At 34.1% G+C, this 23,946-nt stretch carries 26 protein-coding genes; 14 read left to right on the forward strand and 12 right to left on the reverse strand.

What is annotated here, in order from left to right:
* Positions 1-127: 127 nt before the first annotated feature.
* Positions 128-1,108, reverse strand: coding sequence for a pyruvate dehydrogenase complex E1 component subunit beta (locus ACFQ39_RS02660; RefSeq protein WP_377176169.1), 981 nt, complete (start codon positions 1,106-1,108; stop codon positions 128-130).
* A gap of 259 nt (positions 1,109-1,367) precedes the next feature.
* Between ACFQ39_RS02660 and ACFQ39_RS02665 the strand changes: the two genes are divergently transcribed.
* From ACFQ39_RS02665 to ACFQ39_RS02700, 8 genes are all read left to right on the forward strand, one after another.
* Entirely contained in the window at positions 1,368-2,114 is a 747-nt protein-coding gene (locus tag ACFQ39_RS02665) for an electron transfer flavoprotein subunit beta/FixA family protein (RefSeq protein ID WP_377176172.1), read from the forward strand.
* Positions 2,115-2,137: 23 nt separating this feature from the next.
* Complete coding sequence (locus tag ACFQ39_RS02670; protein ID WP_377176174.1) at positions 2,138-3,103, forward strand: electron transfer flavoprotein subunit alpha/FixB family protein; 966 nt, start codon at positions 2,138-2,140, stop codon at positions 3,101-3,103.
* Positions 3,104-3,223: 120 nt separating this feature from the next.
* The gene (locus ACFQ39_RS02675) at positions 3,224-3,835 is read left to right on the forward strand and encodes a bifunctional nuclease domain-containing protein (protein ID WP_377176176.1); all 612 of its coding nucleotides are present in this window, start codon (positions 3,224-3,226) and stop codon (positions 3,833-3,835) included.
* 10 nt (positions 3,836-3,845) lie between these two features.
* Positions 3,846-5,234: a NupC/NupG family nucleoside CNT transporter gene (locus tag ACFQ39_RS02680; protein WP_377176178.1), complete on the forward strand. Its 1,389-nt coding sequence runs from the start codon at positions 3,846-3,848 to the stop codon at positions 5,232-5,234.
* Positions 5,235-5,252: 18 nt separating this feature from the next.
* The gene (locus ACFQ39_RS02685) at positions 5,253-6,077 is read left to right on the forward strand and encodes a thymidylate synthase (RefSeq protein ID WP_377176180.1); all 825 of its coding nucleotides are present in this window, start codon (positions 5,253-5,255) and stop codon (positions 6,075-6,077) included.
* Positions 6,078-6,094: 17 nt separating this feature from the next.
* Entirely contained in the window at positions 6,095-6,307 is a 213-nt protein-coding gene (locus tag ACFQ39_RS02690) for a hypothetical protein (protein WP_377176182.1), read from the forward strand.
* 2 nt (positions 6,308-6,309) lie between these two features.
* Complete coding sequence (locus ACFQ39_RS02695) at positions 6,310-6,693, forward strand: 2TM domain-containing protein (RefSeq protein WP_377176184.1); 384 nt, start codon at positions 6,310-6,312, stop codon at positions 6,691-6,693.
* Positions 6,694-7,179 carry a dihydrofolate reductase gene (locus ACFQ39_RS02700; protein WP_377176186.1) on the forward strand — a complete coding sequence of 162 codons (486 nt, stop codon included), beginning with the start codon at positions 6,694-6,696 and terminating at the stop codon, positions 7,177-7,179.
* A gap of 58 nt (positions 7,180-7,237) precedes the next feature.
* Here ACFQ39_RS02700 and ACFQ39_RS02705 read toward each other — a convergent pair whose 3' ends face one another.
* Positions 7,238-7,825: a hypothetical protein gene (locus ACFQ39_RS02705; protein ID WP_377176188.1), complete on the reverse strand. Its 588-nt coding sequence runs from the start codon at positions 7,823-7,825 to the stop codon at positions 7,238-7,240.
* Between the two features lie 206 nt (positions 7,826-8,031).
* On the opposite strand from ACFQ39_RS02705, the gene ACFQ39_RS02710 reads away from it, so the two are divergent.
* Complete coding sequence (locus ACFQ39_RS02710) at positions 8,032-8,904, forward strand: AraC family transcriptional regulator (RefSeq protein WP_377176190.1); 873 nt, start codon at positions 8,032-8,034, stop codon at positions 8,902-8,904.
* Here ACFQ39_RS02710 and sppA read toward each other — a convergent pair whose 3' ends face one another.
* Positions 8,905-10,677 (reverse strand): signal peptide peptidase SppA, encoded by a 1,773-nt coding sequence (sppA, locus tag ACFQ39_RS02715; protein ID WP_377176192.1) that lies wholly within the window; start codon positions 10,675-10,677, stop codon positions 8,905-8,907.
* A gap of 130 nt (positions 10,678-10,807) precedes the next feature.
* Between sppA and folK the strand changes: the two genes are divergently transcribed.
* Positions 10,808-11,929: a 2-amino-4-hydroxy-6-hydroxymethyldihydropteridine diphosphokinase gene (folK, locus tag ACFQ39_RS02720; RefSeq protein ID WP_377176194.1), complete on the forward strand. Its 1,122-nt coding sequence runs from the start codon at positions 10,808-10,810 to the stop codon at positions 11,927-11,929.
* A 2-nt stretch (positions 11,930-11,931) separates the two neighbouring features.
* On the opposite strand, the gene gldC is transcribed toward folK, so the two are convergent.
* Together gldC and gldB are read right to left on the reverse strand one after the other, a co-directional pair.
* The gene (gldC, locus tag ACFQ39_RS02725) at positions 11,932-12,267 is read right to left on the reverse strand and encodes a gliding motility protein GldC (RefSeq protein ID WP_377176196.1); all 336 of its coding nucleotides are present in this window, start codon (positions 12,265-12,267) and stop codon (positions 11,932-11,934) included.
* Positions 12,268-12,280: 13 nt separating this feature from the next.
* Positions 12,281-13,237 (reverse strand): gliding motility lipoprotein GldB, encoded by a 957-nt coding sequence (gldB, locus tag ACFQ39_RS02730; RefSeq protein WP_377176199.1) that lies wholly within the window; start codon positions 13,235-13,237, stop codon positions 12,281-12,283.
* 70 nt (positions 13,238-13,307) lie between these two features.
* Between gldB and nadE the strand changes: the two genes are divergently transcribed.
* Positions 13,308-14,096, forward strand: a complete 789-nt coding sequence (nadE, locus tag ACFQ39_RS02735) for an NAD(+) synthase (protein ID WP_377176201.1) — start codon at positions 13,308-13,310, stop codon at positions 14,094-14,096.
* Position 14,097: 1 nt separating this feature from the next.
* Here the strand turns inward: nadE and dnaG are convergent, their stop codons facing one another.
* From dnaG to ACFQ39_RS02770, 7 genes are all read right to left on the reverse strand, one after another.
* Positions 14,098-16,065, reverse strand: a complete 1,968-nt coding sequence (gene dnaG / locus ACFQ39_RS02740) for a DNA primase (protein WP_377176203.1) — start codon at positions 16,063-16,065, stop codon at positions 14,098-14,100.
* Positions 16,066-16,129: 64 nt separating this feature from the next.
* Positions 16,130-17,368 carry an ATP-dependent Clp protease ATP-binding subunit ClpX gene (gene clpX, locus ACFQ39_RS02745; RefSeq protein WP_377176205.1) on the reverse strand — a complete coding sequence of 413 codons (1,239 nt, stop codon included), beginning with the start codon at positions 17,366-17,368 and terminating at the stop codon, positions 16,130-16,132.
* 5 nt (positions 17,369-17,373) lie between these two features.
* Positions 17,374-18,036, reverse strand: a complete 663-nt coding sequence (clpP, locus tag ACFQ39_RS02750; RefSeq protein WP_377176207.1) for an ATP-dependent Clp endopeptidase proteolytic subunit ClpP — start codon at positions 18,034-18,036, stop codon at positions 17,374-17,376.
* 142 nt (positions 18,037-18,178) lie between these two features.
* A complete protein-coding gene (gene tig, locus ACFQ39_RS02755; protein ID WP_377176209.1) occupies positions 18,179-19,501 on the reverse strand; it encodes a trigger factor in 1,323 nt (440 codons plus the stop codon).
* A gap of 168 nt (positions 19,502-19,669) precedes the next feature.
* Positions 19,670-20,011: a phage holin family protein gene (locus ACFQ39_RS02760; protein WP_377176210.1), complete on the reverse strand. Its 342-nt coding sequence runs from the start codon at positions 20,009-20,011 to the stop codon at positions 19,670-19,672.
* Between the two features lie 35 nt (positions 20,012-20,046).
* On the reverse strand, positions 20,047-20,814 hold the full coding sequence (locus tag ACFQ39_RS02765) for an alpha/beta fold hydrolase (protein ID WP_377176212.1): 768 nt from the start codon (positions 20,812-20,814) through the stop codon (positions 20,047-20,049).
* On the reverse strand, positions 20,811-21,527 hold the full coding sequence (locus ACFQ39_RS02770) for a pyridoxine 5'-phosphate synthase (protein WP_377176214.1): 717 nt from the start codon (positions 21,525-21,527) through the stop codon (positions 20,811-20,813). The genes ACFQ39_RS02765 and ACFQ39_RS02770 overlap by 4 nt, the downstream gene beginning before the upstream one ends.
* A gap of 84 nt (positions 21,528-21,611) precedes the next feature.
* Here ACFQ39_RS02770 and ACFQ39_RS02775 point away from each other — a divergent pair, with 84 nt between their 5' ends.
* The 3 genes from ACFQ39_RS02775 (at position 21,612) to porG (ending at position 23,945) form a co-directional block, all read left to right on the forward strand.
* On the forward strand, positions 21,612-22,274 hold the full coding sequence (locus ACFQ39_RS02775; protein WP_377176216.1) for a CBS domain-containing protein: 663 nt from the start codon (positions 21,612-21,614) through the stop codon (positions 22,272-22,274).
* 2 nt (positions 22,275-22,276) lie between these two features.
* Positions 22,277-23,158 carry an NAD kinase gene (locus ACFQ39_RS02780; protein WP_377176218.1) on the forward strand — a complete coding sequence of 294 codons (882 nt, stop codon included), beginning with the start codon at positions 22,277-22,279 and terminating at the stop codon, positions 23,156-23,158.
* A 109-nt stretch (positions 23,159-23,267) separates the two neighbouring features.
* Positions 23,268-23,945 (forward strand): type IX secretion system protein PorG, encoded by a 678-nt coding sequence (gene porG / locus ACFQ39_RS02785; protein WP_377176220.1) that lies wholly within the window; start codon positions 23,268-23,270, stop codon positions 23,943-23,945.
* Position 23,946 lies beyond the last annotated feature (1 nt).

The raw sequence follows: 23,946 nt of genomic DNA on the forward strand, positions 1-23,946 counted from the left end.
ATTGCTCAATCTAATAAATACGTACCAAAAATAAGCATTTTAAATCTTAATACTCAATTCTTTTAGCGACATTCATAAACAAAAAAACCATCCCGAAAGATGGTTTTCTCAAATTTATAAATGGTTTTTATTTTACGTACATCACTTTTTTTACCGCTGCAATTACATCGTTTGCATTTGGCAACCACTCTTCCAATAGAACAGGTGAAAAAGGTGCAGGTGTATCTGCTGTAGTAATTCTCTGAATAGGAGCATCTAAATAATCAAACACATTTTCTTGTACCTGATAGGTAATTTCACTTGCCACACTTGCAAAAGGCCAAGCCTCCTCTAAGATCACCAAGCGATTTGTTTTTTTAACAGAGTTAAAAATTGCCTCGTGATCCATAGGTCGAACGGTTCTTAAATCAATTATTTCTAAAGAAATCCCTTCTTTTTCAAGTATTTCAGCAGCTTTATAAGCTTCTTTAATAATTTTACCGAACGACACTACAGTAACATCTGTTCCCTCTCTTTTGATATCTGCGACACCAATTGGCAAAACATATTCTCCTTCTGGAACTTCTCCCTTATCTCCATACATTTGCTCCGACTCCATAAATATAACCGGATCGTCATCTCTAATGGCAGCTTTCAGCAAGCCTTTTGCGTCATAAGGGTTTGAGGGTACAATCACTTTCAGTCCTGGTGTATTTGCATACCAATTCTCAAAAGCTTGAGAATGCGTAGCTCCTAACTGACCCGCACTACCTGTTGGACCACGAAAAACAATCGGACATGGAAACTGACCACCAGACATTTGTCTAATTTTTGCAGCATTATTAATAATTTGATCTATTCCGACCAAAGAGAAATTAAAAGTCATAAACTCAACAATAGGTCTGTTACCATTCATCGCAGAACCCACAGCAATTCCAGAAAATCCCAATTCGGCAATAGGCGTGTCAATAACCCTTTTAGGACCAAATTCGTCTAACATTCCTTTAGAAGCTTTATAAGCTCCATTATATTCGGCAACTTCCTCACCCATTAAATAAACAGATTCATCGCGTCGCATTTCTTCACTCATTGCTTCGGCGATTGCCTCTCTAAATTGAATTGTTTTCATTTTCCAAGATTTAATTTAAAAACTCATTTTATTACCAACACATCAATTATCTTTATCCTAACATCCATCACCCAACCGTTATTAAATAATCCGTGTTCTAAAAGATGTGCAAAAATAAATATTTTTTATGGAAAAGATGCGATTTAAAATAGGTTTAAAAAATTAGTTTTAAGTATTTTTTATTATGCATGCATAGTATTTTAGATATTTTTATTTTATCTTCGTAAACTTTAAATTTTGAGAATTAACACAATTAGATATGAAAGTATTAGTATGTATAAGTCATGTCCCAGATACAACATCTAAAATTAATTTTTCTGATAATGACACTAAATTTGATGCAAATGGAGTTCAATTTGTTATCAATCCTTACGATGAATTTGCGCTCACAAGGGCTATGTGGCTTAAAGAAAAGCAAGGTGCTACAGTAACAGTACTCAATGTTGGCAACCAAACAACAGAGCCAACCTTAAGAAAAGCTTTAGCCATTGGCGCAGATAATGCGGTGAGAATAAATGCCGAACCTACTGATGGTTATTTTGTTGCAGGTGAGATTGCATCGTATGCAAAAAAAGAAAATTTCGATCTGATCTTGGCCGGAAAAGAATCCATTGATTACAATGGTGGAATGGTTCCAGGTATGATTGCACAGATGCTTGAACTTGACTTCGTGAATGCCTGTATTGGATTTGAGGTAGATGGAGATTCTGTAAAGGCAACACGCGAAATTGATGGTGGTAAAGAAATCTTGCAAGCTAAATTACCATTGGTTTTAGCTGGTCAGAAAGGTATGGTTGAAGAAAAAGACTTAAGAATTCCTAATATGAGAGGAATTATGATGGCGAGACAAAAACCATTAACTGTAGTTGAACCAACCCATGAAAATAGTAAAACTGAATCGACCAAGTATGAAAAGCCACAACAAAAATCGGCCTGTAAAATGATAGATGCCGAAAATTTGGACGAATTAATATCACTTCTACACAACGAAGCCAAAGTAATTTAATGATAACTTTTAAATAAAAAAATATGTCTGTTTTAGTATTTGCAGATCACGCCGAAGGAAAATTTAAGAAAATAGCTTTAGAATTAATTTCTTACGGAAAAAGTGTAGCCAAGAAAGCACAATCAAAATTAATTGTTGCCACCATAAACACCGATGAGGATCAGGAATTAGCTCAATATGGTGCAGATAAAATAGTCAAAATAAAGGATTCCCGCCTTAATGCATTTTCGGCAAGGGCATACAGTGATGCCTTAGCCCAGGTAGCCAAACAGGAGAGCTCTGATATTATTTTGATTGATTCGAGTAGTAACGGGAAATATCTAGCACCGTTGTTAGCCGTGCAGTTAGAGGCCGGAATGGCGACAAACGCAATTTCTGTACCGGAAACCATAGCCCCATTTGTTGTAAAACGCATGGCATTTTCATCAAAAGGCTTTGTATTCACATCAATCAATTCGGATAAAAAAGTTGTTTGCTTAGCGAAAAATTCCTTTGGTTTAAAAGAAGAGGCTACAAATCCTGAAAAAGTTTCTTTTGAGCCAAAGTTAGATGATAAAGATTTCGATTTAAAATCAATTTTAGTCGAAAAAACATCAGGTCAGGTAACCATTGCAGATGCCGATATCGTTGTTTCTGGAGGAAGAGGTCTAAAAGGACCTGAAAATTGGGGTCTAGTTGAAGATTTAGCCGGAGTACTGGGTGCTGCTACAGCTTGTTCTAAGCCGGTATCCGATCTAGGCTGGAGACCTCATTCTGAGCATGTTGGGCAAACCGGAAAACCTGTTTCATCGAATTTGTATATTGCAATTGGCATTTCCGGAGCGATTCAGCATTTGGCCGGAGTGAATTCTTCAAAAGTAAAAGTTGTGATCAACACAGATCCGGAAGCTCCTTTTTTTAAAGCAGCAGATTACGGTATTGTAGGAGATGCTTTTGAGGTTGTTCCTAAGCTTACAGAAAAATTAAAAGTATTTAAAAGTAACCAATAAACGATTTTTTCGTAAATTGGTAGAGTCAAGGCTGTTTGAATTTGGGCCAAATATGTCCTGAATTTGTGCAGCCTTTTTCATTTTTTATTAATATTTTCGCCATTTAATTACTTTCTAATTGTGAGTTTAGTAAGATTGAACATAAAGGGTATATCTTATAGTCAAACCCAGAGCGGAGCATATGCGCTAGTTTTAAGTGAAAATGATGGTGAACGTACATTGCCAATTATTATTGGAGCTTTTGAGGCCCAATCTATTGCAATTGCTTTAGAAAAAGAAATCAAACCACCTAGACCATTAACACATGATTTGTTTAAAACCTTTGCAGATCGTTTCAATATTCATATTAAACAAGTCATCATACATAAGCTTGTAGACGGGGTGTTTTATTCCAGCTTAATTTGTGAAAGTGATGGAATTGAAGAGATCATAGATGCCAGAACTTCTGATGCAATTGCTCTAGCCATCCGTTTTCAGTCTCCAATTTTTACTTTTGAGAATATTTTAGACAAGGCTGGGATTATATTAAAAATCAAAGACCAAACTAAATTGGAACAAGCTAAATTTAAGATGGAAGATCTTATCGCTGATATTGATGATGAATTGGAGGAGGACAATCCACTTAAAGATGAAAGCTTAGAGGAATTAAAGAAACAATTAGAACAAGCCGTATTAAACGAAAACTACGAATTGGCTGCTAGATTGCGCGATGAAATTTCTAAACGAGAATAAAAATAAGTTTATGCGCAAATTTTGGTTGGCTATTTTACTCGCATTCGGAACTACATCTATTTTCGGTCAAACCACCAATGAATTGATCATTGAAAATCAAGGTTTTTCATTTCAATCATTGTGGAAAGGAGTTTTAGGGATGATTGTACTTTTGTTGTTAGCCTATCTATTTAGTTCTAACAAAAAACAAATTAACTGGAAAACAGTTGGTATAGGTTTAACCGCACAATTATTGCTAGCGGTGGGCGTATTAAAAGTACCCTTCATTAGAAGTATTTTTGAATTTCTGGGTAAAATATTTGTAAAAATTCTCGATTATACCAGAGCAGGGAGTGAATTCCTTTTTGGCAGTTTAATGAACGAAGATAGTTTTGGATTTGTTTTTGTATTTCAGATTTTACCTACAATTATCTTTTTTTCCGCCTTAACATCGCTGTTATTCTATCTTGGTGTCATTCAATTTATCGTAAAAGGAATGGCATGGGTTTTGACTAAACTTTTAAACATTTCTGGCGCCGAAGGTCTATCAGTTGCCGGGAATATCTTTTTAGGGCAGACCGAAGCACCCCTGATGATTAAGGCATATCTCGAAAAAATGAATCGATCTGAGATATTATTAGTGATGATTGGAGGTATGGCAACAGTAGCTGGTGGTGTATTGGCAGCATACATCGGTTTTTTAGGAGGAGATGATCCCGAACTGCGTTTACAATTTGCAAAGCATTTACTCGCAGCTTCGGTTATGGCTGCCCCTGGGGCTATTGTTATTAGTAAAATGCTATATCCTCAAACAGAAGTAATTGATAGTGAAATAGAGATTACCCAAGACCAAATCGGCTCAAATATATTGGATGCAATTGCTAACGGAACTACCGAAGGGTTAAAGCTTGCGGCCAATGTAGCCGCGATGTTATTGGTTTTTGTTGCATTTATTGCCATGTTGAATGGTATTTTAGGAAAAATTGGTGGTTTAACCCACCTAAATGAATGGATAAGCACTCATTCTCCCTACCAAACATTGTCTATTGAAGCGATCTTGGGAACGATTTTTGCGCCATTGATGTGGTTGATTGGAGTAGCCAAAGAAGATACCATGCTTATGGGTCAACTTTTAGGTATTAAACTTGCCGCCAGTGAATTTGTGGGTTATATACAGTTGGCCGACCTCAAAAATATGGCAAACCCATTGCATTTAAAATATCAAAAATCTGTTATCATGGCTACTTATATGCTTTGCGGATTTGCTAATTTTGCCTCTATTGGAATTCAGATTGGTGGAATTGGATCTCTTGCACCATCACAACGAAAAACTTTATCCGAGTTTGGTATAAAGGCACTTATTGGAGGCACATTAGCCTCTCTTTTATCAGCAACCATAGCAGGAATGATTTTAGGTTAATTAATTACAACTAAAAAAATGAAGCAATATTTAGATCTTATAAAACATGTTAGAGATAATGGAATTTCAAAAACCGATAGAACCGGAACAGGTACAAAAAGTGTTTTTGGGTATCAAATGCGTTTTAATTTAGAAGATGGTTTCCCCTTGGTTACAACAAAAAAACTTCATTTAAAATCTATCATCCATGAACTTCTCTGGTTTTTAAAAGGAGAAACGAATATTCAATATTTAAAGGATAACGGAGTTAAAATTTGGGATGCATGGGCAGATGAAAACGGAGATTTAGGTCCGGTTTACGGATATCAATGGAGAAATTGGAATGGAGACGGCATTGATCAAATTACCGAGCTAATTCAAACCATTAAAACTAATCCGGATAGTAGAAGAATGATGGTCTCTGCATGGAATCCAAGTGTTCTGCCGGATACCAAAATCTCTTTTGCAGAAAATGTTGCCAATGGAAAAGCCGCACTTCCTCCTTGTCATGCTTTTTTCCAATTTTATGTTTCAGATGGAAAATTATCATGTCAGTTGTATCAAAGAAGTGCTGATGTTTTTTTGGGTGTTCCATTTAACATTGCCAGTTATGCCCTTTTTACTATGATGGTTGCCCATGTTACTGGTTTAGGTTATGGTGAATTTATACATACATTTGGCGATGCACATATTTATAACAACCACCAAGAGCAAATTGATTTACAATTAACCAGAGAGCCTAGAGAATTGCCACAAATGATTTTAAATCCAGATATCAAAAATATCTTTGATTTTACTTTTGAAGACTTTACCTTAGTAAATTATAATCCACACCCCCATATTAAAGGAGCTGTGTCTGTCTAATTCAATAAAATATAGATATGAATACCTCACAACTTAAATTAAGCCTTATCCAACAAATTGTTCAGTTAAATGATGAGCAATCTTTAATGAAAGTCCAAGAGTTTATAAAGAAATTGATTCCTCTAGAAGATTCTGTCGATCATTCATTTCTCAATAATAATCGCACCGACTCGCACAATAGCAGAGAAAATTTTAGTGAATACATAAAAGAATGGATCAAAGAAATGTAGTTATGTCAAACCTAGATCCTTCAGAAATTCATCAGACCTACGAAAAAGCGAGACTCAGGACCAAACAAAAACGAAGACTCTACTATCACTTTATGTTATTTTTAGTCGGTTCGGTATTTTTTATCGTTCTGAATAAATACATGAATATTTTTCCAGAAAAAGATTGGTTTTTCTGGGCCATTATGATCTGGCTTTTCTTTTTAATCATCCATACCTTGAATGTTTTTGTATTCAATCGATTTTTTGGTGAGGAATGGGAAAGAGTTGAAACTGAAAAGCTGATCAAAAAACATCAAAAGAAAGTAGAAAAACTCGAAGTAAAATTGGAACAAAAAGGAACATTTAATCCTGAGTCAACAGAAAACTCGAAAGAATCTACGATGTAAATGATTACAATAATCGCCGCGGTAGCAGACAATTATGTTTTAGGTAAAAACAATCAATTGATTTGGCATTTACCTGAAGACCTTAGACGATTCAAGAGAATTACAGCTGGTCATTGTGTGATCATGGGTAGAAAAACTTTTGAATCTCTAAACGGACCTTTACCTAAAAGGAAGAACATAATCATCACAAGAAATAAAGATTACAGAGCAGAAAACTGCTTTGTTGTTCATTCTTTGGAAGAAGCTTTACAACTTTCACAAGAAGATGATAATCCATTTATTCTAGGTGGGGCTCAGATTTACGAGCAAGCACTTCAATTTGCAGAAAGAATGGACCTTACTTGGGTACATCACAATTTTGATGGCGATGCTTTCTTTCCAAATTTTGATAAAAGTATCTGGGTTGAAATTGAAAGAGAAGATCATAAAAAGGATGAAAAAAATAAATACGACTATAGTTTTGTGAAATACAAAAAAAATGGGTGATAAAATCACCCATCTTCTCAATCTAACTATTTATGAACAAAATATGAATTTTCTATAATTAAAAGTGAATAGTTTCTGTAAATACCCTACCCTCTGTTTCCATTCTAATGATGTATGACCCTGGAGCAGCCTTTGAAAAATCAAACATTTTAGAAATACTTACTTGATTCGAAATACTTTCAGAATAAATCAAATCTCCAGATCCATTTTGGATACTAATTGTAAAATTGTCTTTACTAAAAGATAATTTAGAAACTGTTACCATGTTATCTTTTGCAATAACAACCGGTTTCATAATGATATATTCAAGATCTGTTATAACAGTTACACCACTTTGCGTAATTTCAAGGGGGATTACTTTGACCATAGACTTATCTTCGACTTCAATTTTGTAATTACCTTCTGGTAATGAAGATAAATTATAACTCTTAGCATAATTTCCGTCTTTCTTTACTTCCTCTTTGTAAATTCTTATTCCGTTTTGGTCTTTAATTGAAATAAGAGTACCCTTCTTTAAGTTACTGAATTTTACAGGTGCAATTTTTTCAATGGACTCATTTTTAGGATTTTCAATATCCCTTGCCATAATCATCGTTGCACTTAACATCAATGCTAGTACAAATGTGTTTTTAATAATTGTTTTCATAATACTGATTTTTTTAGTTTTTTTAGATAGGACAAATGTATGGCACATAACCCTACCCCGCTACAGGGATTTTAATCAATTTGTATGTTATTTTAACACCCATAACTTAACTCTGACTTAATATTGTTAATTTAACATACTTTTAGGTTAATAGAGTATAATTAGTTTAATGTGCTTTACGTAAATTTGCATCGTAAACATGAGTTATGAAAGCAACTAAACCCTTATTAGAAAAGGTTAGTCCGAGTTTTGGAAGTTCGATTCTGGTAAGAAAACATACTGAAAAAATCCATAGTAAATTTCCTTTTTGGCATTTTCACCCGGAAATTGAATTAGTCTATGTAAATAAAGGTGCAGGAAAAAGACATATAGGCAATCATTTATCTTATTTCAACAATAGTCAGCTTATATTATTAGGTGCTAATTTGCCACACAATGGTTTTACCGACAGGTTAACATCAACTGGATCAGAAACCGTAGTGCAGTTTAAACCTGATTTTTTGGGTAATGGGTTTTTTAATCTACCCGAAGCGAATAATATTTCTAACCTACTTGAAAAAGCAAAAAAAGGAATTCTTTTTAAACCTGAAACAAAAAAATTAGTTGGTCCTAAAATTGAAGGATTAACTGAGCTAGAAGGTTTTGCTAGAGTTTTAAAATTATTAGAAATCTTACATGATCTGTCTAAGGCAAATGATTATGTCTTGCTAAATGTTGATGGATTCGCTTTTGAAACAGAACCCCAAGACAGTGCGAAAATTGATACCATTTTTAAATATGTAAACAGTCATTTTCAGAGCCAAATAACATTAGATGATATTGCCGATCAGGTAAGCATGACGGTACCTGCCTTTTGTAGGTATTTCAAAAAATCTACAGGTAAGACTTTTACGAAGCTGGTAAATGAATATCGCGTAGTTCATGCCACTAAATTATTGAATGAAAGTCAAATGAGTATAACAGAGATCTGTTACGAATGTGGCTTTAACAACTTTTCCCATTTCAACAAAACATTTCAAGAAATTACCGGAAAAAGTGCTTCGAACTATCGAAGTGAATTGAAGAAAATCGTACAATAATTAATTTATAGTGAATAAAAACGGAACTCTAGCCTGGACACCTTTCCAATTTGAGAATTCGTCTATTTGCTTATAAATCTTGTAATTTTGCTCGCCTAATTCACTTTGAAGTAACTTTTCTTTTGAAGATCTGATAAAACTCATGCCTTTAAAAGCATCCTTAAACTCCTTTTGATAGTCCGGATAATTACGTACCTGATAACTAGATAAATCAGCTAAGTTAGCAGCTTTTTCTATGGCATCTTCCAAACTACCCAATTCATCTACTAAACCAATTTTCTGTGCCTGTGTACCTGTCCAAACCCTTCCTTGGGCAACACTATCTACTTCTGCAAACGTCATATTTCTACCGTCAGCCACCTTCTGAACAAAGGTTTGATAAAAATCATTGATATCACTTTGAACATTGCCATAAAATTCAGGATTCATGGGCTCAAAAATACTGTATCCACTGGATTGTCTATTAGTGCCTACTTGCTCTGCATTTATTCCGATATCGCCAACAAATTTGCTCAGGTTTGGTAAAATACCAAAGACACCAATCGAACCGGTAATCGTAGTTGGTTCGGCAAAAATGTAATCTGCATTACAAGCCATATAATACCCTCCAGATGCCGCTACATCTCCCATAGAAACAACCAAGGGCATCTTATCAGAGATAAGTTCAAGCTCCCTCCACATAATATCACTAGCCAAACCGCTACCTCCTGGTGAATTAATTCTCAAAACAATCGCTTTGACACTAGGATTTTTCTTCGCTTGTTTCAAAGCTGAAATAATCAAATCCTGTCCTAGTGTATTTTCATCCCCTTCACCATAAATAATTTCGCCTTGGGCATAAATAACTGCAACTCTATCTTTTGCCGTAGATTTTATTCTGCCCTTTCCAGATTCAATATATTTCTTTAAAGTGACATAATTTACATCCTCTACATCTTCAACACCAACTCTGTTCTTTAATTTTTCTCGATATTGATCTTTATAAATAGATCCATGAACCATAGTGGAAGTAAGCGCGAGTTCAGGATTTCTGGCTTGTAATTCATCAGCGATATTATTCAACTCCTCGGAAGTTTTATTTTTGCTATATCCAATATCTTCAATCATTTCATCCCAAATAGACTGTAAAAAGGATTTTGTTTGCTCTCTATTTTCGGCACTCATTTCATTTGCTAAAAAGGGTTCAACCGCACTTTTATATTTTCCGTGTCTAACCACTTCTAGTTTAAAACCAAATTTATCTTGAAAATCTTTTAAATAGATTACTTCACTGCTCAATCCTTTAAATTCTATCCCTCCAACTGGATTTATGAACATTGAGTCAGCTACAGACCCAAAATAAAAACTTTTTTGAGGGTACATATCTGCATATGCATACACAAATTTTCCGGTTTCTTTAAATTCTTGAATCTTATCTCTTAAACTTTGAACCTGAGAAATACCTGCATTAATATTGAGCACTTCAATGCTTATACCTTTGATATTGTCGTCTGTTTTGGCATTTTCAATGGCATTCACCATTTCATTCAATCCCATTCTTTTCTCATTTAAGCCGAGGATCATGGCAAAAGGATCATCAATATTGGGTGCATAATCTTTAATCTGCGCATCTAACTTAAGTGTAAGCACACTATTCTCTTTCACTGTTACTATGTCATCCCCTCCAAATTGCGAACCCAAAACGGAAGCAATCATGGCAAAGACAAAAAACATAATAAACATAGAAATAAAAAATCCTAAGATCACCGCTAGTAATTCGCGTAAGAAGGTCATATAAATTTTATTTAGTAGAATAATTCAAGGTATAAGTCGGGTAATAGCCTTTTTTGTTACAACGAAAATAAAATTTAAATCTACTTTTTAAATATTTCTGAAACCGAATTGTTTTCTTTGCATTTCTATTGTGAGAATTGTTAGAAATACATACTTATCTCTTGGCTCAAATCTGGGGGACCGGCTACAAAATTTACAGTCTGCGATAAATTTGCTCGCTGAAAAATGTGGTCATGTCTCAATAATTTCATCCATCTACGAATCAAAATCTTGGGGTTTTGAAAGTGAGAATTTCTATAATATTTGCTTAAAATTGAGCACTTATCTAAATCCGGAAGCTCTTCTCGAAAAAATACTTATCATTGAGAATGAACTCGGTAGACAAAGATCTAAAGACAAATCTTATCAGGCAAGAACCATCGATATTGACATACTGTTTTTTGATGATGAAATTATTTTTAGCAATACTTTATTAGTCCCTCATCCTCATTTGTCTAAAAGAAAATTTGTACTAGTTCCCTTGACAGAAATCGCTCCAAATTTCATTCATCCGATATCTAAAATTTCGATTTCAAATATTTTAAAAAATTGTGATGACCAGACAGAAATTTTAAAAACTGATCAGAAATTAACTCGACCTATTTCACTTTTTGAAAAGTATAATTATATCGCTATTGAAGGAAATATTGGTTCTGGAAAAACAAGTTTGGCAAAAAAGTTAGGTGATGATTTTAATGCAAAATTAGTGTTGGAAAGGTTTGCTGACAATCCATTTTTACCTAAATTCTACGAAGATGGTGAACGCTATGCATTTCCATTAGAAATGAGTTTTTTGGCTGACAGATATCATCAATTAACTGAAGACCTTTCTCAATTCGATCTATTCAAAAACTTTATCGTCTCTGATTATTATATTTTTAAATCCTTGATTTTCGCGCAAGTTACTTTACCTAAGGAAGAATATAACTTATACCGTAAGATGTTCGACATCATGTACAAAGAAATAACTAAACCAGATATTTATGTATTTCTTTACCAAGATACAGATCAGCTTTTAGCTAATATCAAAAAAAGAGGAAGACCTTACGAGCAAAATATTCAAAGTGACTATTTGGAAAAAATCCAAACGGCATATACCAATTTCATCAAAACAGAGGAAAATCTCAACACATTGGTCGTTGATGTCTCAGGCTTAGATTTTGTAAACAAAAATGAAGATTATATGCAAATTTTAAGCTTGTTAAAACGTTAAAACTACTTGATAATCCCTGTTTTTTCTGCGAAATACGCGCAAAAATCTTTCATGGTGGCACTCATTCTATCATCTCCTGTAGATACTTCAAAGGATTCTGCCATTGAGACCAATATTTGATGATAAAACCTTTTCATATCATCAACAGGCATATCTTTGGTCCAGAGATTTATTTTGTAGGTATCTTTATTTTTAGCATCCCAGACGGATAAGAAAGCAGCTCTTGCCTCCATATTCTGAATATTTCCGTCTTCTGCACTCCAAAAAATTTCTTCGGGCACCTTGTTCTCATCTAAACCTACTCTTATCTTGATATTTGATTTGTATTTAACAGCCATGTTTATATAATGTTTATGCCTTTTTAGGCTTGTATTTAGATTTTTTAAATATTTCTTCGTTGTTGGTATTCAAAGATTCTAATAAAGTAGCATCAGTATTTTCTAAAAAACCGGAAACAATAAGATAGCCAAACCATTTACCAATACCTCCGGGGGAATCTTGATCATTTGCCAAATAGAATTTTGAAAAGGGTGCATCAAAAATAAATCGCTCAGAAAGTTCCGTGTCATTGCTATAAATCATCTGATTTTCAATAAAATATTTCCAAATATCTCCTTCATTATCATTCAGCCAAATCATTTGCCCATCATCAAAGCCCAAAATTTCTGCAATCGGTGTTTCTGGCAAAAAAGCTTCCAATAATTTAATTCTCTTCCCTTCTTGAATCATTCTGGATACAAAACTTCTGTCGGGAGAAGGTTTTATAATTTTTTTAGCAAATTCATTACCAACATCAACAATTAAATGCTCCGGTGTATTATTTCTTTTGATGTATTTTGGAAATCCTCCATAAAAAACATGATCTTCTCCCAAATAATGATCCAATGAAATGAGCAACAAACTATCTGTTAAAATAACTTTGTTATCTGGGTCAATATTGGTGAGAAGTGTAACAACTTTCGGACTCTTAAACTTTGGAAAATAATAGGTAATGTGCTTAAATAGAGAGGATAATTCCTTTTCTTTAACATTAAAATCTGCATATAATTTTTCTGTTTCCGCGAATAATTCCAATTCATCTCGATCTTTTCTTTTATTTAACCAAACCGAATCTTGAAATTGTGCCGGAAATAGATAGGGATATTCCATCTTCAAATCGTTTAAAGCAACATTCTGGTCGTAAAACACTTGCTCAAAGCGTTTTACTTGCATATCTACTTCAATATTGCTTATATCTACAACAGGACTTTTCTTCTGATTACAGCCAAAAACTGCTAGCAAGACCAATAAAAACAAGAGTTTCTTCACGTTATTCGATTAATTAATTCAAAAATATTTTGTTTATTTTTGCTCGACAAAACTACTAAATACTTTCATTATGAACACAGAAAAGGTTGCGAATCACATCATCAATTGGTTAAAAGATTATGCTGAAAACGCAAAAGTAAAAGGTTTTGTTGTAGGGGTTTCTGGTGGAATTGATTCTGCCCTTACGTCTACTTTATGTGCAAAAACAGGTTTGCCAACACTTTGTTTGGAAATGCCAATTCATCAAGGTATCAATCAAGTAAATCGCGCCAAAGAACATATCACGCAATTAAAAGAAAACTATAAAAATGTGTGCTCGGAATTTGTAGATCTTACACCCGTTTTCGAATCGTTCAAATCGGCAGTCCCAAAGGGCAACTCAGAAGCGAAAACTGACCTTTCTTTGGCCAATACGCGAGCGAGACTGCGCATGACTACTTTGTATTATTTTGCTGGAATTCATGGTTATTTAGTTGCAGGTACCGGAAACAAAGTGGAAGATTTTGGAGTTGGATTTTACACCAAATACGGCGATGGCGGGGTTGATATAAGTCCGATCGCGGATTTGATGAAGTCTGAAGTTTACCAATTAGCAGAATTTTTAAAAGTTCCTGTTTCTATTCAAAAAGCTCAGCCCACAGATGGTTTATTTGGCGATTCCAGAACTGATGAAGATCAGTTAGGCGCCAGTTATGACGAATTAGAATGGGCGATGAATGAGGTTGATAAAGGCAAGTTAACCAAGGATTTTGAAGGTAGAAAAAGAGAAGTATTAGAAATTTACACGAAGTTAAACAGAGCGAATCAACATAAAATGAAACCTATACCTGTTTGCGAAATTCCTGAAATACTCAAATAAATTAAATTACTCTATTTAGTTTTTCGAACAATAATTTTTTGAGGTTATTGTATTCCATGATAGTATCTAATTTTTCCATACGAAGATCAATTTCTTCATTTTCAATCTCAACTGTTTTTAATTCTTCGCCGATAGATTGAATTTTTTGCTCAATTAAAATCCTTCTCAAGTTATAAATCACATCTAACACTAATTTATTCAAGTTCCTTTCTTTTGGCTTTACCTGAATATCTTTTCTACCCCAATCACTTAGCACATGCTTTTCATCTTCCATTAAAATATCGCTTACCGCTGAACCTAGATTTAGGTCTTCGTGCTGTGTAAAAAAATCTGAAGAAACCTCTTTGTTTTGATTGAGTTGATGAATAATTTCGAAATATATTTTTTTAAACACATCGTCTGTAAACTCTATTTCATCATCTTGAAGTTGGGTATAAATTTCGTATGAAACTTTGTTTTGAATGACAATTTTTTTGGGTTTACTGCCATTTTCAGGATCTAATTCATAATCGACAAAATCCACAGTTTCATTACCAAACAGAAGTAAAATCTCAATGATCTTTTTCTCTAACAAATACAACTGATCAATCTTAGGTTGCTTTTTTTTCTCCACTTTAACCCCGGTAAAAGCAGGCTGAAGCGATTGAACATCTGAAGGATTTTGTTGATTTCTTTTAAGGATTTGCGCTAATTCGCTAAATAAAACCGCTTCAGAAATGTCCAACAAATGAGAACATTCTTGCACATACACTTCCCTTTGAATATTATCCGGAATTTTGGCAATACTCTGCACTATATCCCTTATTAAACCCGCTTTTTTAATAGGATCATTTTGAGCTTCCTCCAGTAAAAGTGAGGTTTTGAATCTGATAAAGTCTTTAGCGTTTTCTTCTAAAAAAACTATAATTTCTTCGGTTTCTCTCTGTTTCGCAAAACTATCTGGATCTTCGCCATTTGGAAAAGTCACTACTTTAACATTGAGACCCTGCTCTAAAATAAGATCAATCCCACGAAGAGAAGCTCTAATTCCGGCAGCATCACCATCAAACAGGACGGTTACATTGGGTGTAAGTCTTTTGATCAACCTAATCTGATCAGGTGTTAAAGCAGTTCCAGAGGAGGCTACAACATTATGAATTCCCGCTTGATGTAATGAAATAACATCTGTATAACCCTCAACCAAAAAACATAAATCTTTTTGAGCAATACTTTGCTTTGCTTGGTACAAGCCATAAAGCACCTTGCTTTTATGGTAAATATCAGATTCAGGAGAATTTACATATTTCGCAACTTTTGCATCTTTAAGAAGTGTTCTCCCTCCAAACCCTAGTACTCTACCGCTCATAGAATGAATGGGGAACATCACACGACCTTTGAATCGATCGAACTGCTTTTGCTCGTTAACAATGGTCAATCCAGTTTTTTGAAGAAAATCGAGCTTATATTTTTTTTCTAAGGCGTAATCTGTAAAAGCTGACCATTCATCTAAAGAATAGCCCAACTCATATTTTTTAATCGTTTCTGCCGTAAAACCCCTTTCCCTAAAATAACTAAGACCAATCGCTTTCCCTTTTTGAGTTTCAAGCAGATTTTTATGAAAATAATTTTTGGCAAATTCACTTAGCAAATACATACTTTCACGTTCATCAGCTTGCGCTTTTTGCTCATCTGTTTGAACAGTTTCTTCAATCTCAATTTGATACTTCTTGGCCAAAAAACGAATGGCTTCCGGGTATGTATAATGCTCGTGCTCCATCAAAAAAGTAACTGCATTACCTCCTTTGCCGGAACTAAAATCTTTCCAGATTTGTTTTACAGGCGATACCATAAACGAAGGAGTTTTTTCGTCAACAAAAGGACTAAGACCCTTATAATTGCTTCCGGATTTTTTGAGGTTGACAAAATCGCCAATAACCTCTTCTACCCTAGCAATTTCAAAAACTTTATCGATGGTATTTCTTGAAATCATGGAATAATAAAACTGAAAGATAAAGATAAAAAAAACACCGTCTTACGAGACGGTGTCATGTTTTTTAAGAGGCCGCTTTCAATTTTTTAAGCGTATTCACATTTAATTTCTCCTGAGCATAAGACTTTGTAACTCTTAATTTCGTTTCGTCAGAACCAGGAAGTTCGAACATGGCATCTGTCAAAATTTCTTCACACAAAGACCGTAAACCTCTCGCACCGAGCTTATATTCTAATGCTTTATCTACAATATAATCCAAGGCTTTCTCATCAATAGTAAAATCGATACCATCAATTTCAAACAACTTTTTATACTGTTTTACCAATGCATTTTTCGGATCTGTAAGGATAGATCTCAAAGTGTCTCTATCTAATGATTTCATATAAGTGAGCACAGGCAATCTTCCGATGATTTCAGGTATCAAGCCAAAAGATTTTAAATCTGAAGGCAGTACATACTGCAAAATATCGTGATTATCTACGTCATCACCAGCTTTCGAAGCACCATAGCCAACGGCTTGCATATTGAGACGTTTGCTGATGAGTTTATCGATACCGCTAAAGGCACCACCTGCCACAAACAAAATATTTTTTGTGTCTACTTCTACAAATTTCTGATCGGGATGTTTTCTTCCACCTTTGGGTGGAACATTAACCACCGTACCCTCTAATAATTTTAAAAGGGCCTGCTGTACACCTTCCCCGGAAACGTCACGTGTGATGCTAGGGTTATCACCTTTGCGTGCAATTTTATCTATTTCATCAATAAAAACAATTCCTTTCTCTGCCTTATCCACATTATAATCAGCCGCTTGTAACAAACGAGTCAAAATTGTTTCTACATCCTCACCGACATATCCAGCTTCGGTTAAAACCGTTGCGTCAACTATGGCAAATGGCACGTCTAACATTTTTGCTATCGTTCTTGCAATAAGGGTTTTACCGGTACCCGTTTCTCCTACCAACACAATATTGCTTTTCTCAATTTCAACATCCTCTGTTTTGCCAACTTTTTGCTTTAACCTTTTGTAATGGTTATAAACAGCTACAGACATTACTTTTTTCGCCTGATCTTGTCCAATAATATATTGATCTAAAAAGTCTTTAATTTCTGAGGGCTTCTTGATAACAAAATCTGCACCTGATTTATCTTTTTTCGACTCGGCAATTTCTTCTAAGACGATCCCGTGAGCCTGCTCTATACATCTATCACAAATATGCGCATCGATACCTGCGATGAGCAAATTTGTTTCATCTTTTTTTCGCTTACAAAACGAACATTCCAGCTCTTCTTTTTTAGCCATAATTTTTATTTGTTCCTAGTCAAAATTTCATCAATCATACCATACTCTTTAGCTTCCTCTGAGGTCATCCAGTAATCTCTGTCTGAATCCTTTTCAATTTTTTCAAAGGTTTGCCCACTGTGATGCGCGATGATATCATATAACTCCTTCTTCAATTTTAATGTTTCTTTTAAGGTAATTTCCATATCAGAAACCTGTCCTTGCGTTCCACTCATAGGTTGGTGAATCATGATACGCGAATGTTTTAAGGCAGATCTCTTGCCCTTAGTTCCGGCACACATCAAAACTGCACCCATAGAAGCTGCCATACCTGTACAAATTGTTGCTACTTCAGGTTTAATAAACTGCATGGTGTCATAAATTCCCAAACCTGCATAAACTCCACCACCAGGTGAATTGATATAAATTGAAATGTCTTTAGATGAATCTACACTTTCTAAAAAAAGCAATTGTGCCTGAATGATATTCGCGACTTGGTCATTAATTCCTGTTCCCAAAAAGATAATTCTATCCATCATCAATCTTGAAAAAACATCCATTTGAGCCACATTCAATTGTCTTTCTTCAATGATATAGGGGGTAACATTGGTGATCATATTATCAACATATAAACTATTGATCCCTCTGTCTTTTATTGCGTATTCTTTAAATTCTTTACCGAAATCCATATTTAAAACTTTACTTTTAGATTGTAAATATACTTAAAATGACCTAAAATAAGCCTGTTTATTAAATGCCTTAAACTTCTTTAGACAAAAATACCTCAGAGATAAAATCTATGAGGTATTTATTTTGTGCCAACTCTTTTATTTATTTGTAAACTTCTTTGATAAAATCTTCAAAGTTTACCTCTGTTACATCTAAATTAACGTTTTCTCTGAAAAAGTTTAAGAGCTTTTCATTCATCAATTGTTCTGATAATCTTTTTGCTTCTTGTTGATTTCCAAGTACCCGATTTGCGATATCATCCAATTCACTTTCTTCTGGATTCATCTGACCGTATTGTGCCATTTGCGTTTTGATAAACCCTTTGGTATAGTCCTTTAAATCATCATAGGAAATTTGGATCCCATTGTCTTTACTCAATTTATTTTCGATCAATTGGTAACGTAAACCCTTTTCAGATTTTTGGTATTCCTCTTTAGCTTCCTCATCACTAAGTGATTTTTCACCTGCAACAGCCAACCATTTTTGAAGAAACTCTACAGGTAATTCAAATTTGGTGTTTTCAATTAGGCTTTCAGTAACCGCATTCAACATATGTTGATCAGCCTGCTGCTTAAATTGATTTTCAGCGTCTTCTTTTAATTTGGCTCTAAATTCTGCTTCGTCTTTTACATTTCCTTCTCCAAAAACTTTATCAAAAAGCTCTTGATTCAAATCAGCTAATTCAGTTTTAGAAATTTCATCAATCGTTGCTTTAAGAGGAACATCAAGACCGTGCGCGTCATCGTGAGTAACACCTAAAACTTTAATTAAGTTATGGTCATCTTCAAAAAGACCTTTTGATTTCAATTCTACCACTTCACCAACTTTCTTCCCTAAAAATTTCTTGGCATTTGCTTTTCCTTTAAAGTCATCTAATTTTAGAGTAGATTTTTTGTTGATTTCTTTCTCTTCATTTTCAAAAGTTACGGTAACATTATCTCCCTCTTCAACACTGTCTTTTTGAATAATTTTTCCGTATTGCTCTCTTATTCTTATGATCTGATCATCGATCATTTTGTCATCTGCGATGATTTTATATACTTTAATCGCCTTCTTTGGCTTTAAATTCACTTCAAATTCAGGAGCTAGACCTAATTCAAATTCAAATGAAAAATCATCTGCATCCCATGAAAAATCTTCTTTTATTTTTGGAAGAGGATTTCCTAATACATCTAATTTTTCTTCTACTAAATAATTACCTAAAGCATCTTGAAGCAATTTATTCACTTCATCTATCATAACAGATTTACCGTATTGCTTTTTTACCAAGCTCATTGGCACATGACCTTTTCTAAAGCCGGGAATATTTGCTTTAATTCTATAGTCTTTTAAAACATTCTCAACTTTATCCTTATAATCATCAGCTGTAATATCTATGCGAACAATAGAATTCAGTTGATCGATGTCTTCTTTTGTAATATTCATTTTACGTTTATTTACTATTTTGATTTTGAGGCTGCAAAATTATGAAATAAACCTCATTTAACCATATTATTGAAGTGAAATAATAAAAAAGTTCCGTTAACAGATTGTTAAAGAAACTTTTTATAGCGAATTATATGTCAGCGAGTTAGGTCTTTTTAAACTAGAAACTTACTTTTCTATGAGTTTATAAAGCAACGATTGAGTAAATGAGAGCAAAATACTAAAGAGCATCGCCCACCAAAAGCCATCTACTTGAAATCCATCAATAAGCTTTGACGCAATCATAATAATTACAGCATTGATAACCAATAAAAATAAGCCCAAAGTAATAATAGTAATGGGCAGTGTAAGCACCACTAACAATGGCTTCAAAAAGCCGTATAACAAGCTTAAAACAATAGCTAAAATTAAGGCTGTAGTTAAACTATCTACGGTAATGTGCGGTTTTAAAATATATTCCAGAATAAGTACCGCCAAAGCACTGAGTAAAAATTTCAAAATGAGTTTCATAGGTTTTGGTTTTATAAATTAATTGTTGAATTTACTCAATTTCTCAAATAATCCATCGTTAGTTTATAAAATTCTGTTGGGTTCTCAGCGTGCAGCCAATGTCCGGCATTTCTAACGGTCTCAATTTTAGCCAAAGGAAAATGATGCTTGATGAGAATTTCATCCTCTAAAGTTATGTAATCAGAATTTTCTCCCCGGACAAAAAGTGCTGGTTTATTGTAAACTGTATGATCGGCCAAAGGTTTTCCTACTTCTTCAATATGTTCAACAATTGATTCCAGATTAAACCTGAAATGATAGGTTCCGTCTTCCCTTCTATTTACGTTTTTTAGCAAAAACTGACGAATTCCGAAATCAGAAATATATTCTTTTAGTACATCTTCCACTTCAGTCCTTTGCTTAACCTTTGAAAAATCCACTGCCTGCAAGGCTTTTGTAATGATTTGATGATGAGGCGCATAATATCTTGGAGAGATATCTGCAACAATCAATTTTTTTACCACCTCTTCAAAATGAGTACTAAAGAACATCGCTGTTTTTCCTCCCATACTGTGACCTAACAAATTGACATTTTCAAGTTCATGAAATGCAATATACTTTCTTAAATCTGTCGCCATTAATTCATAAGAAAAACCATCAGAATGAAAACTTCTGCCATGATTTCTCTGATCTATTAAATGCACTTGAAAATCTTCAGCATATTTATTAGCTAATGTTTTCCAATTATCTCCCATACCAAATAATCCGTGTAAGATAATAAGCGGCTCTCCTTCTCCTAATACATTTCCATGTAATACGTTCATCCTTTTAATTTATGTAAATACATATTAATTACATTTTGAAACCCAAAATACAATGATTCTGAAATAAGCGCATGTCCTATAGAAACCTCATCTATAAAAGGAACTTCTTGTGCAAAAAATGCAATATTATCTAAGCTCAAATCATGTCCGGCATTGATTCCCAAACCAGCTGCATGTGCTACTTCTGCCGTCTCAACATAGGACTTTACTCCTTTTTTGTTTCCTAAAGCAAAATCTTTTGCAAAAGCTTCCGTATACAACTCAATCCTATCTGTTCCGGTTTTCACAGCTGTTTCAATCAATTTTGGATTTGGATCTAGAAAAATTGAGGTTCTAATACCATTTTGGCGAAACTCTGTTATAATTTCGGTCAGAAATCCAAGATGCTTCATTGTATCCCATCCAGCATTAGAGGTGATAGCATCTTCCGCATCTGGCACAAGGGTTACTTGTTCTGGTTTTGCTTTTAAAACCAAATCAACAAATTTTTTGACAGGATTGCCCTCAATATTGAACTCTGTATGAACAATAGGTCTCAAATCAAAAACATCTTTATATCGAATATGTCTTTCATCTGGCCTTGGATGTACAGTAATTCCCTGGGCTCCAAATTCCTGCAAATCTATGGCCGTTTGCACAACATTAGGAAAATCACCACCACGGGCATTCCTTAAAGTCGCTATTTTATTAATATTCACACTGAGTTTTGTCATCTGAGTTGTATTAAAAAAACCACTAAATTTATGGTGTGTAAAATTACATAATTCAATATTAATTTGTTTGCTTTGTAAAAGTTTATGATTTCAACTGAAAATTACATCATTAAAGACCTTAAACCATTAAGCCCAAACGACAGCTTAGAAAAAGCGATGTCATTGTTTGATCAGTCTGAGTTTTCACATTTAGCTGTGGTAAAAAAGAATGTTTACGAAGGAACTTTGGTTTATGAACAATTAGAACAAAATCCCAATAGTACCTCTGAAATAGATAAAGTAAGATCTCTGTTGCATCCAATATACGTAACAGAAAAAATGAATTGGTTTGAGATTTTGCAAACATTTGCTACACACAATTGCAATGCACTGCCTGTTGTAGACAAAGACAAAACCTATTTGGGTTATTTTGAGTTAAATGATTTTCTCAACATATTTAAATCTACACCTTTTTTGCACGAAAACGGTTATATTCTCACGATTGCGAAAGACATGAATGATTATTCTTTTAGTGAAATCACCCAAATTGTTGAGACGAATAATGCGACGCTTTTAGGGGCATTTGTGTCAAAAATTGAAGATGGTCAAACCGAAATTGTTCTAAAGTTAAGCTTTCACGACATTAATAATACCATTCAGACTTTTCGAAGATATGGTTATAGAATTTTAAATGAATTTAAAGAAGATAAGTACATTGATTACCTTAACGAAAGATCTGCCTATCTGGATAAATATTTAAATATTTAAATATGAAAGTCGGAATATTTGGGCAAAAAAATAACAAAACCACTCTTAAATACATACACACGCTAGTAGAGTTACTTATTAAGTACGATACTAAAATTGTCTTCGAAGAGAATATTTTCGAATATTTTTCGAAAAAATTTCCTGGCTACGCTTTCGATACCTTCAAGGATTATTATGATCTGGATAGTACATACGATATGTTTTACAGTGTTGGTGGAGATGGTACTTTTTTGAGGTCGATTACTTTTATCCGTGACCATAATATTCCCATCATCGGAATTAACACAGGCAGACTCGGTTTTTTAGCAACAGTTCAAAAAGAACAGATCGTAGAGGCCATATACCAAATTAACCAGGGACAATATAAAATAAAAGAAAGATCGGTTTTGGAATTGCAAACAAACGATCAAAATCCTGATCTGCAGGAAATCAATATAGCCCTTAACGAAATTGCCATCACGCGCAAAAATACGGCCTCCATGATCACTGTGGAGACATATTTGGACGATGAATTTTTAACAACCTATTGGAGCGATGGCCTCATTATTTCTACACCCACAGGATCAACGGGTTATTCATTGAGTTGTGGCGGACCGATTATTTCTCCTTCTTCAAAGAACATTGTTTTAACGCCCATCGCTCCGCATAGTTTAAGTGTAAGACCTTTGGTTATACCAGAATCGACTAAAATAGAACTTCATATAGGAAGTCGTTCAAAAGAAGCTGTTCTTTCGATGGATTCGAGAATGACAACCATAAGTAACACGACTAAAATAATGATCAGCAAAGCGGATTTTACCGTTAAAACCCTTCATTTAAACTCTCAAACATTTATAAAAACACTACGCGAAAAATTACTTTGGGGAGAAGACAAACGAAATTAATTTTTTTCGGTTGCTCGAGTTGATAATCAATAAATTGATTTTATCAATCAATTAGAGATAATACTTTAAAAACTAAGGTATTTTTATATATTTGCAAACTGTTTTTAGAATGAAAAGAAGGTATATTTTTTTTGGAGTTTTCCTGTGTTTTTTCACAGTTTCTCAAGCACAAATAAATGAATTAGGCGCTTTTTTGGGCGGGAGTAATTATATAGGCGATATTGGAAAAGAAAATTATATATGGCCCAATAGTTTTGCTGCCGGTCTTGTCTATAAATGGAATATGCATCCTCGCTACGCTATTAGAACTAATTATACGTACACAAAATTAACTGCAGACGATTTAGATTCCGACAATTCGTACAGAAAAGAAAGAGGTTTTGATTTCGCAAATGATCTTCACGATTTTTCCGTTGGTATAGAATTTAATTTTTTTAAATACAATTTAGACAAATTAGGTTATACCCAAACTCCATATATTGTACTTCAAGCTGGTGTTGCGAATTACGCCGTAAGAGGTGATGTTGAGGGTAATGAAGGGGGAAGAACTTTTAATTTTGTACTTCCTTTTGGTTTGGGTTATAAATTTAAATTAGCACCAAATATAGGTGTAGCCGTAGAAAGCACTTTTCGATATACGTTTAAAGATGATATCGATGGTTACCCTTACTCAGGTTCAGAGGGTGTAGATATTGGTAATTCTAATGGGAATGATTGGTATGTATTTACAGGAATCAGTATAGTTTATGCCTTCGGAAGACCGGGATGCTACACTGGAAGTTTTTAAT

The organism is Namhaeicola litoreus, from assembly GCF_042679565.1.
GTDB classification, from domain to species: domain Bacteria; phylum Bacteroidota; class Bacteroidia; order Flavobacteriales; family Flavobacteriaceae; genus Namhaeicola; species Namhaeicola litoreus.

Excerpts from the sequence above, each read along its gene's own strand:
- clpP (WP_377176207.1), bottom strand. The coding sequence starts at position 18,036 with ATGGATTTCGGTAAAGAATTTAAAGAATACGCAATAAAAGACAGAGGG.
- clpX (WP_377176205.1), bottom strand. The coding sequence starts at position 17,368 with ATGGCTAAAAAAGAAGAGCTGGAATGTTCGTTTTGTAAGCGAAAAAAA.
- gldC (WP_377176196.1), bottom strand. The coding sequence starts at position 12,267 with ATGGCTGTTAAATACAAATCAAATATCAAGATAAGAGTAGGTTTAGAT.
- dnaG (WP_377176203.1), bottom strand. The coding sequence starts at position 16,065 with ATGATTTCAAGAAATACCATCGATAAAGTTTTTGAAATTGCTAGGGTA.
- ACFQ39_RS02765 (WP_377176212.1), bottom strand. The coding sequence starts at position 20,814 with ATGAACGTATTACATGGAAATGTATTAGGAGAAGGAGAGCCGCTTATT.
- porG (WP_377176220.1), top strand. The coding sequence starts at position 23,268 with ATGAAAAGAAGGTATATTTTTTTTGGAGTTTTCCTGTGTTTTTTCACA.
- ACFQ39_RS02670 (WP_377176174.1), top strand. The coding sequence starts at position 2,138 with ATGTCTGTTTTAGTATTTGCAGATCACGCCGAAGGAAAATTTAAGAAA.
- ACFQ39_RS02680 (WP_377176178.1), top strand. The coding sequence starts at position 3,846 with ATGCGCAAATTTTGGTTGGCTATTTTACTCGCATTCGGAACTACATCT.
- ACFQ39_RS02695 (WP_377176184.1), top strand. The coding sequence starts at position 6,310 with ATGTCAAACCTAGATCCTTCAGAAATTCATCAGACCTACGAAAAAGCG.
- ACFQ39_RS02775 (WP_377176216.1), top strand. The coding sequence starts at position 21,612 with ATGATTTCAACTGAAAATTACATCATTAAAGACCTTAAACCATTAAGC.
- ACFQ39_RS02660 (WP_377176169.1), bottom strand. The coding sequence starts at position 1,108 with ATGAAAACAATTCAATTTAGAGAGGCAATCGCCGAAGCAATGAGTGAA.
- ACFQ39_RS02700 (WP_377176186.1), top strand. The coding sequence starts at position 6,694 with ATGATTACAATAATCGCCGCGGTAGCAGACAATTATGTTTTAGGTAAA.
- ACFQ39_RS02760 (WP_377176210.1), bottom strand. The coding sequence starts at position 20,011 with ATGAAACTCATTTTGAAATTTTTACTCAGTGCTTTGGCGGTACTTATT.
- ACFQ39_RS02710 (WP_377176190.1), top strand. The coding sequence starts at position 8,032 with ATGAAAGCAACTAAACCCTTATTAGAAAAGGTTAGTCCGAGTTTTGGA.
- ACFQ39_RS02705 (WP_377176188.1), bottom strand. The coding sequence starts at position 7,825 with ATGAAAACAATTATTAAAAACACATTTGTACTAGCATTGATGTTAAGT.
- ACFQ39_RS02690 (WP_377176182.1), top strand. The coding sequence starts at position 6,095 with ATGAATACCTCACAACTTAAATTAAGCCTTATCCAACAAATTGTTCAG.
- ACFQ39_RS02780 (WP_377176218.1), top strand. The coding sequence starts at position 22,277 with ATGAAAGTCGGAATATTTGGGCAAAAAAATAACAAAACCACTCTTAAA.
- tig (WP_377176209.1), bottom strand. The coding sequence starts at position 19,501 with ATGAATATTACAAAAGAAGACATCGATCAACTGAATTCTATTGTTCGC.
- ACFQ39_RS02685 (WP_377176180.1), top strand. The coding sequence starts at position 5,253 with ATGAAGCAATATTTAGATCTTATAAAACATGTTAGAGATAATGGAATT.
- nadE (WP_377176201.1), top strand. The coding sequence starts at position 13,308 with ATGAACACAGAAAAGGTTGCGAATCACATCATCAATTGGTTAAAAGAT.
- ACFQ39_RS02665 (WP_377176172.1), top strand. The coding sequence starts at position 1,368 with ATGAAAGTATTAGTATGTATAAGTCATGTCCCAGATACAACATCTAAA.
- ACFQ39_RS02770 (WP_377176214.1), bottom strand. The coding sequence starts at position 21,527 with ATGACAAAACTCAGTGTGAATATTAATAAAATAGCGACTTTAAGGAAT.
- sppA (WP_377176192.1), bottom strand. The coding sequence starts at position 10,677 with ATGACCTTCTTACGCGAATTACTAGCGGTGATCTTAGGATTTTTTATT.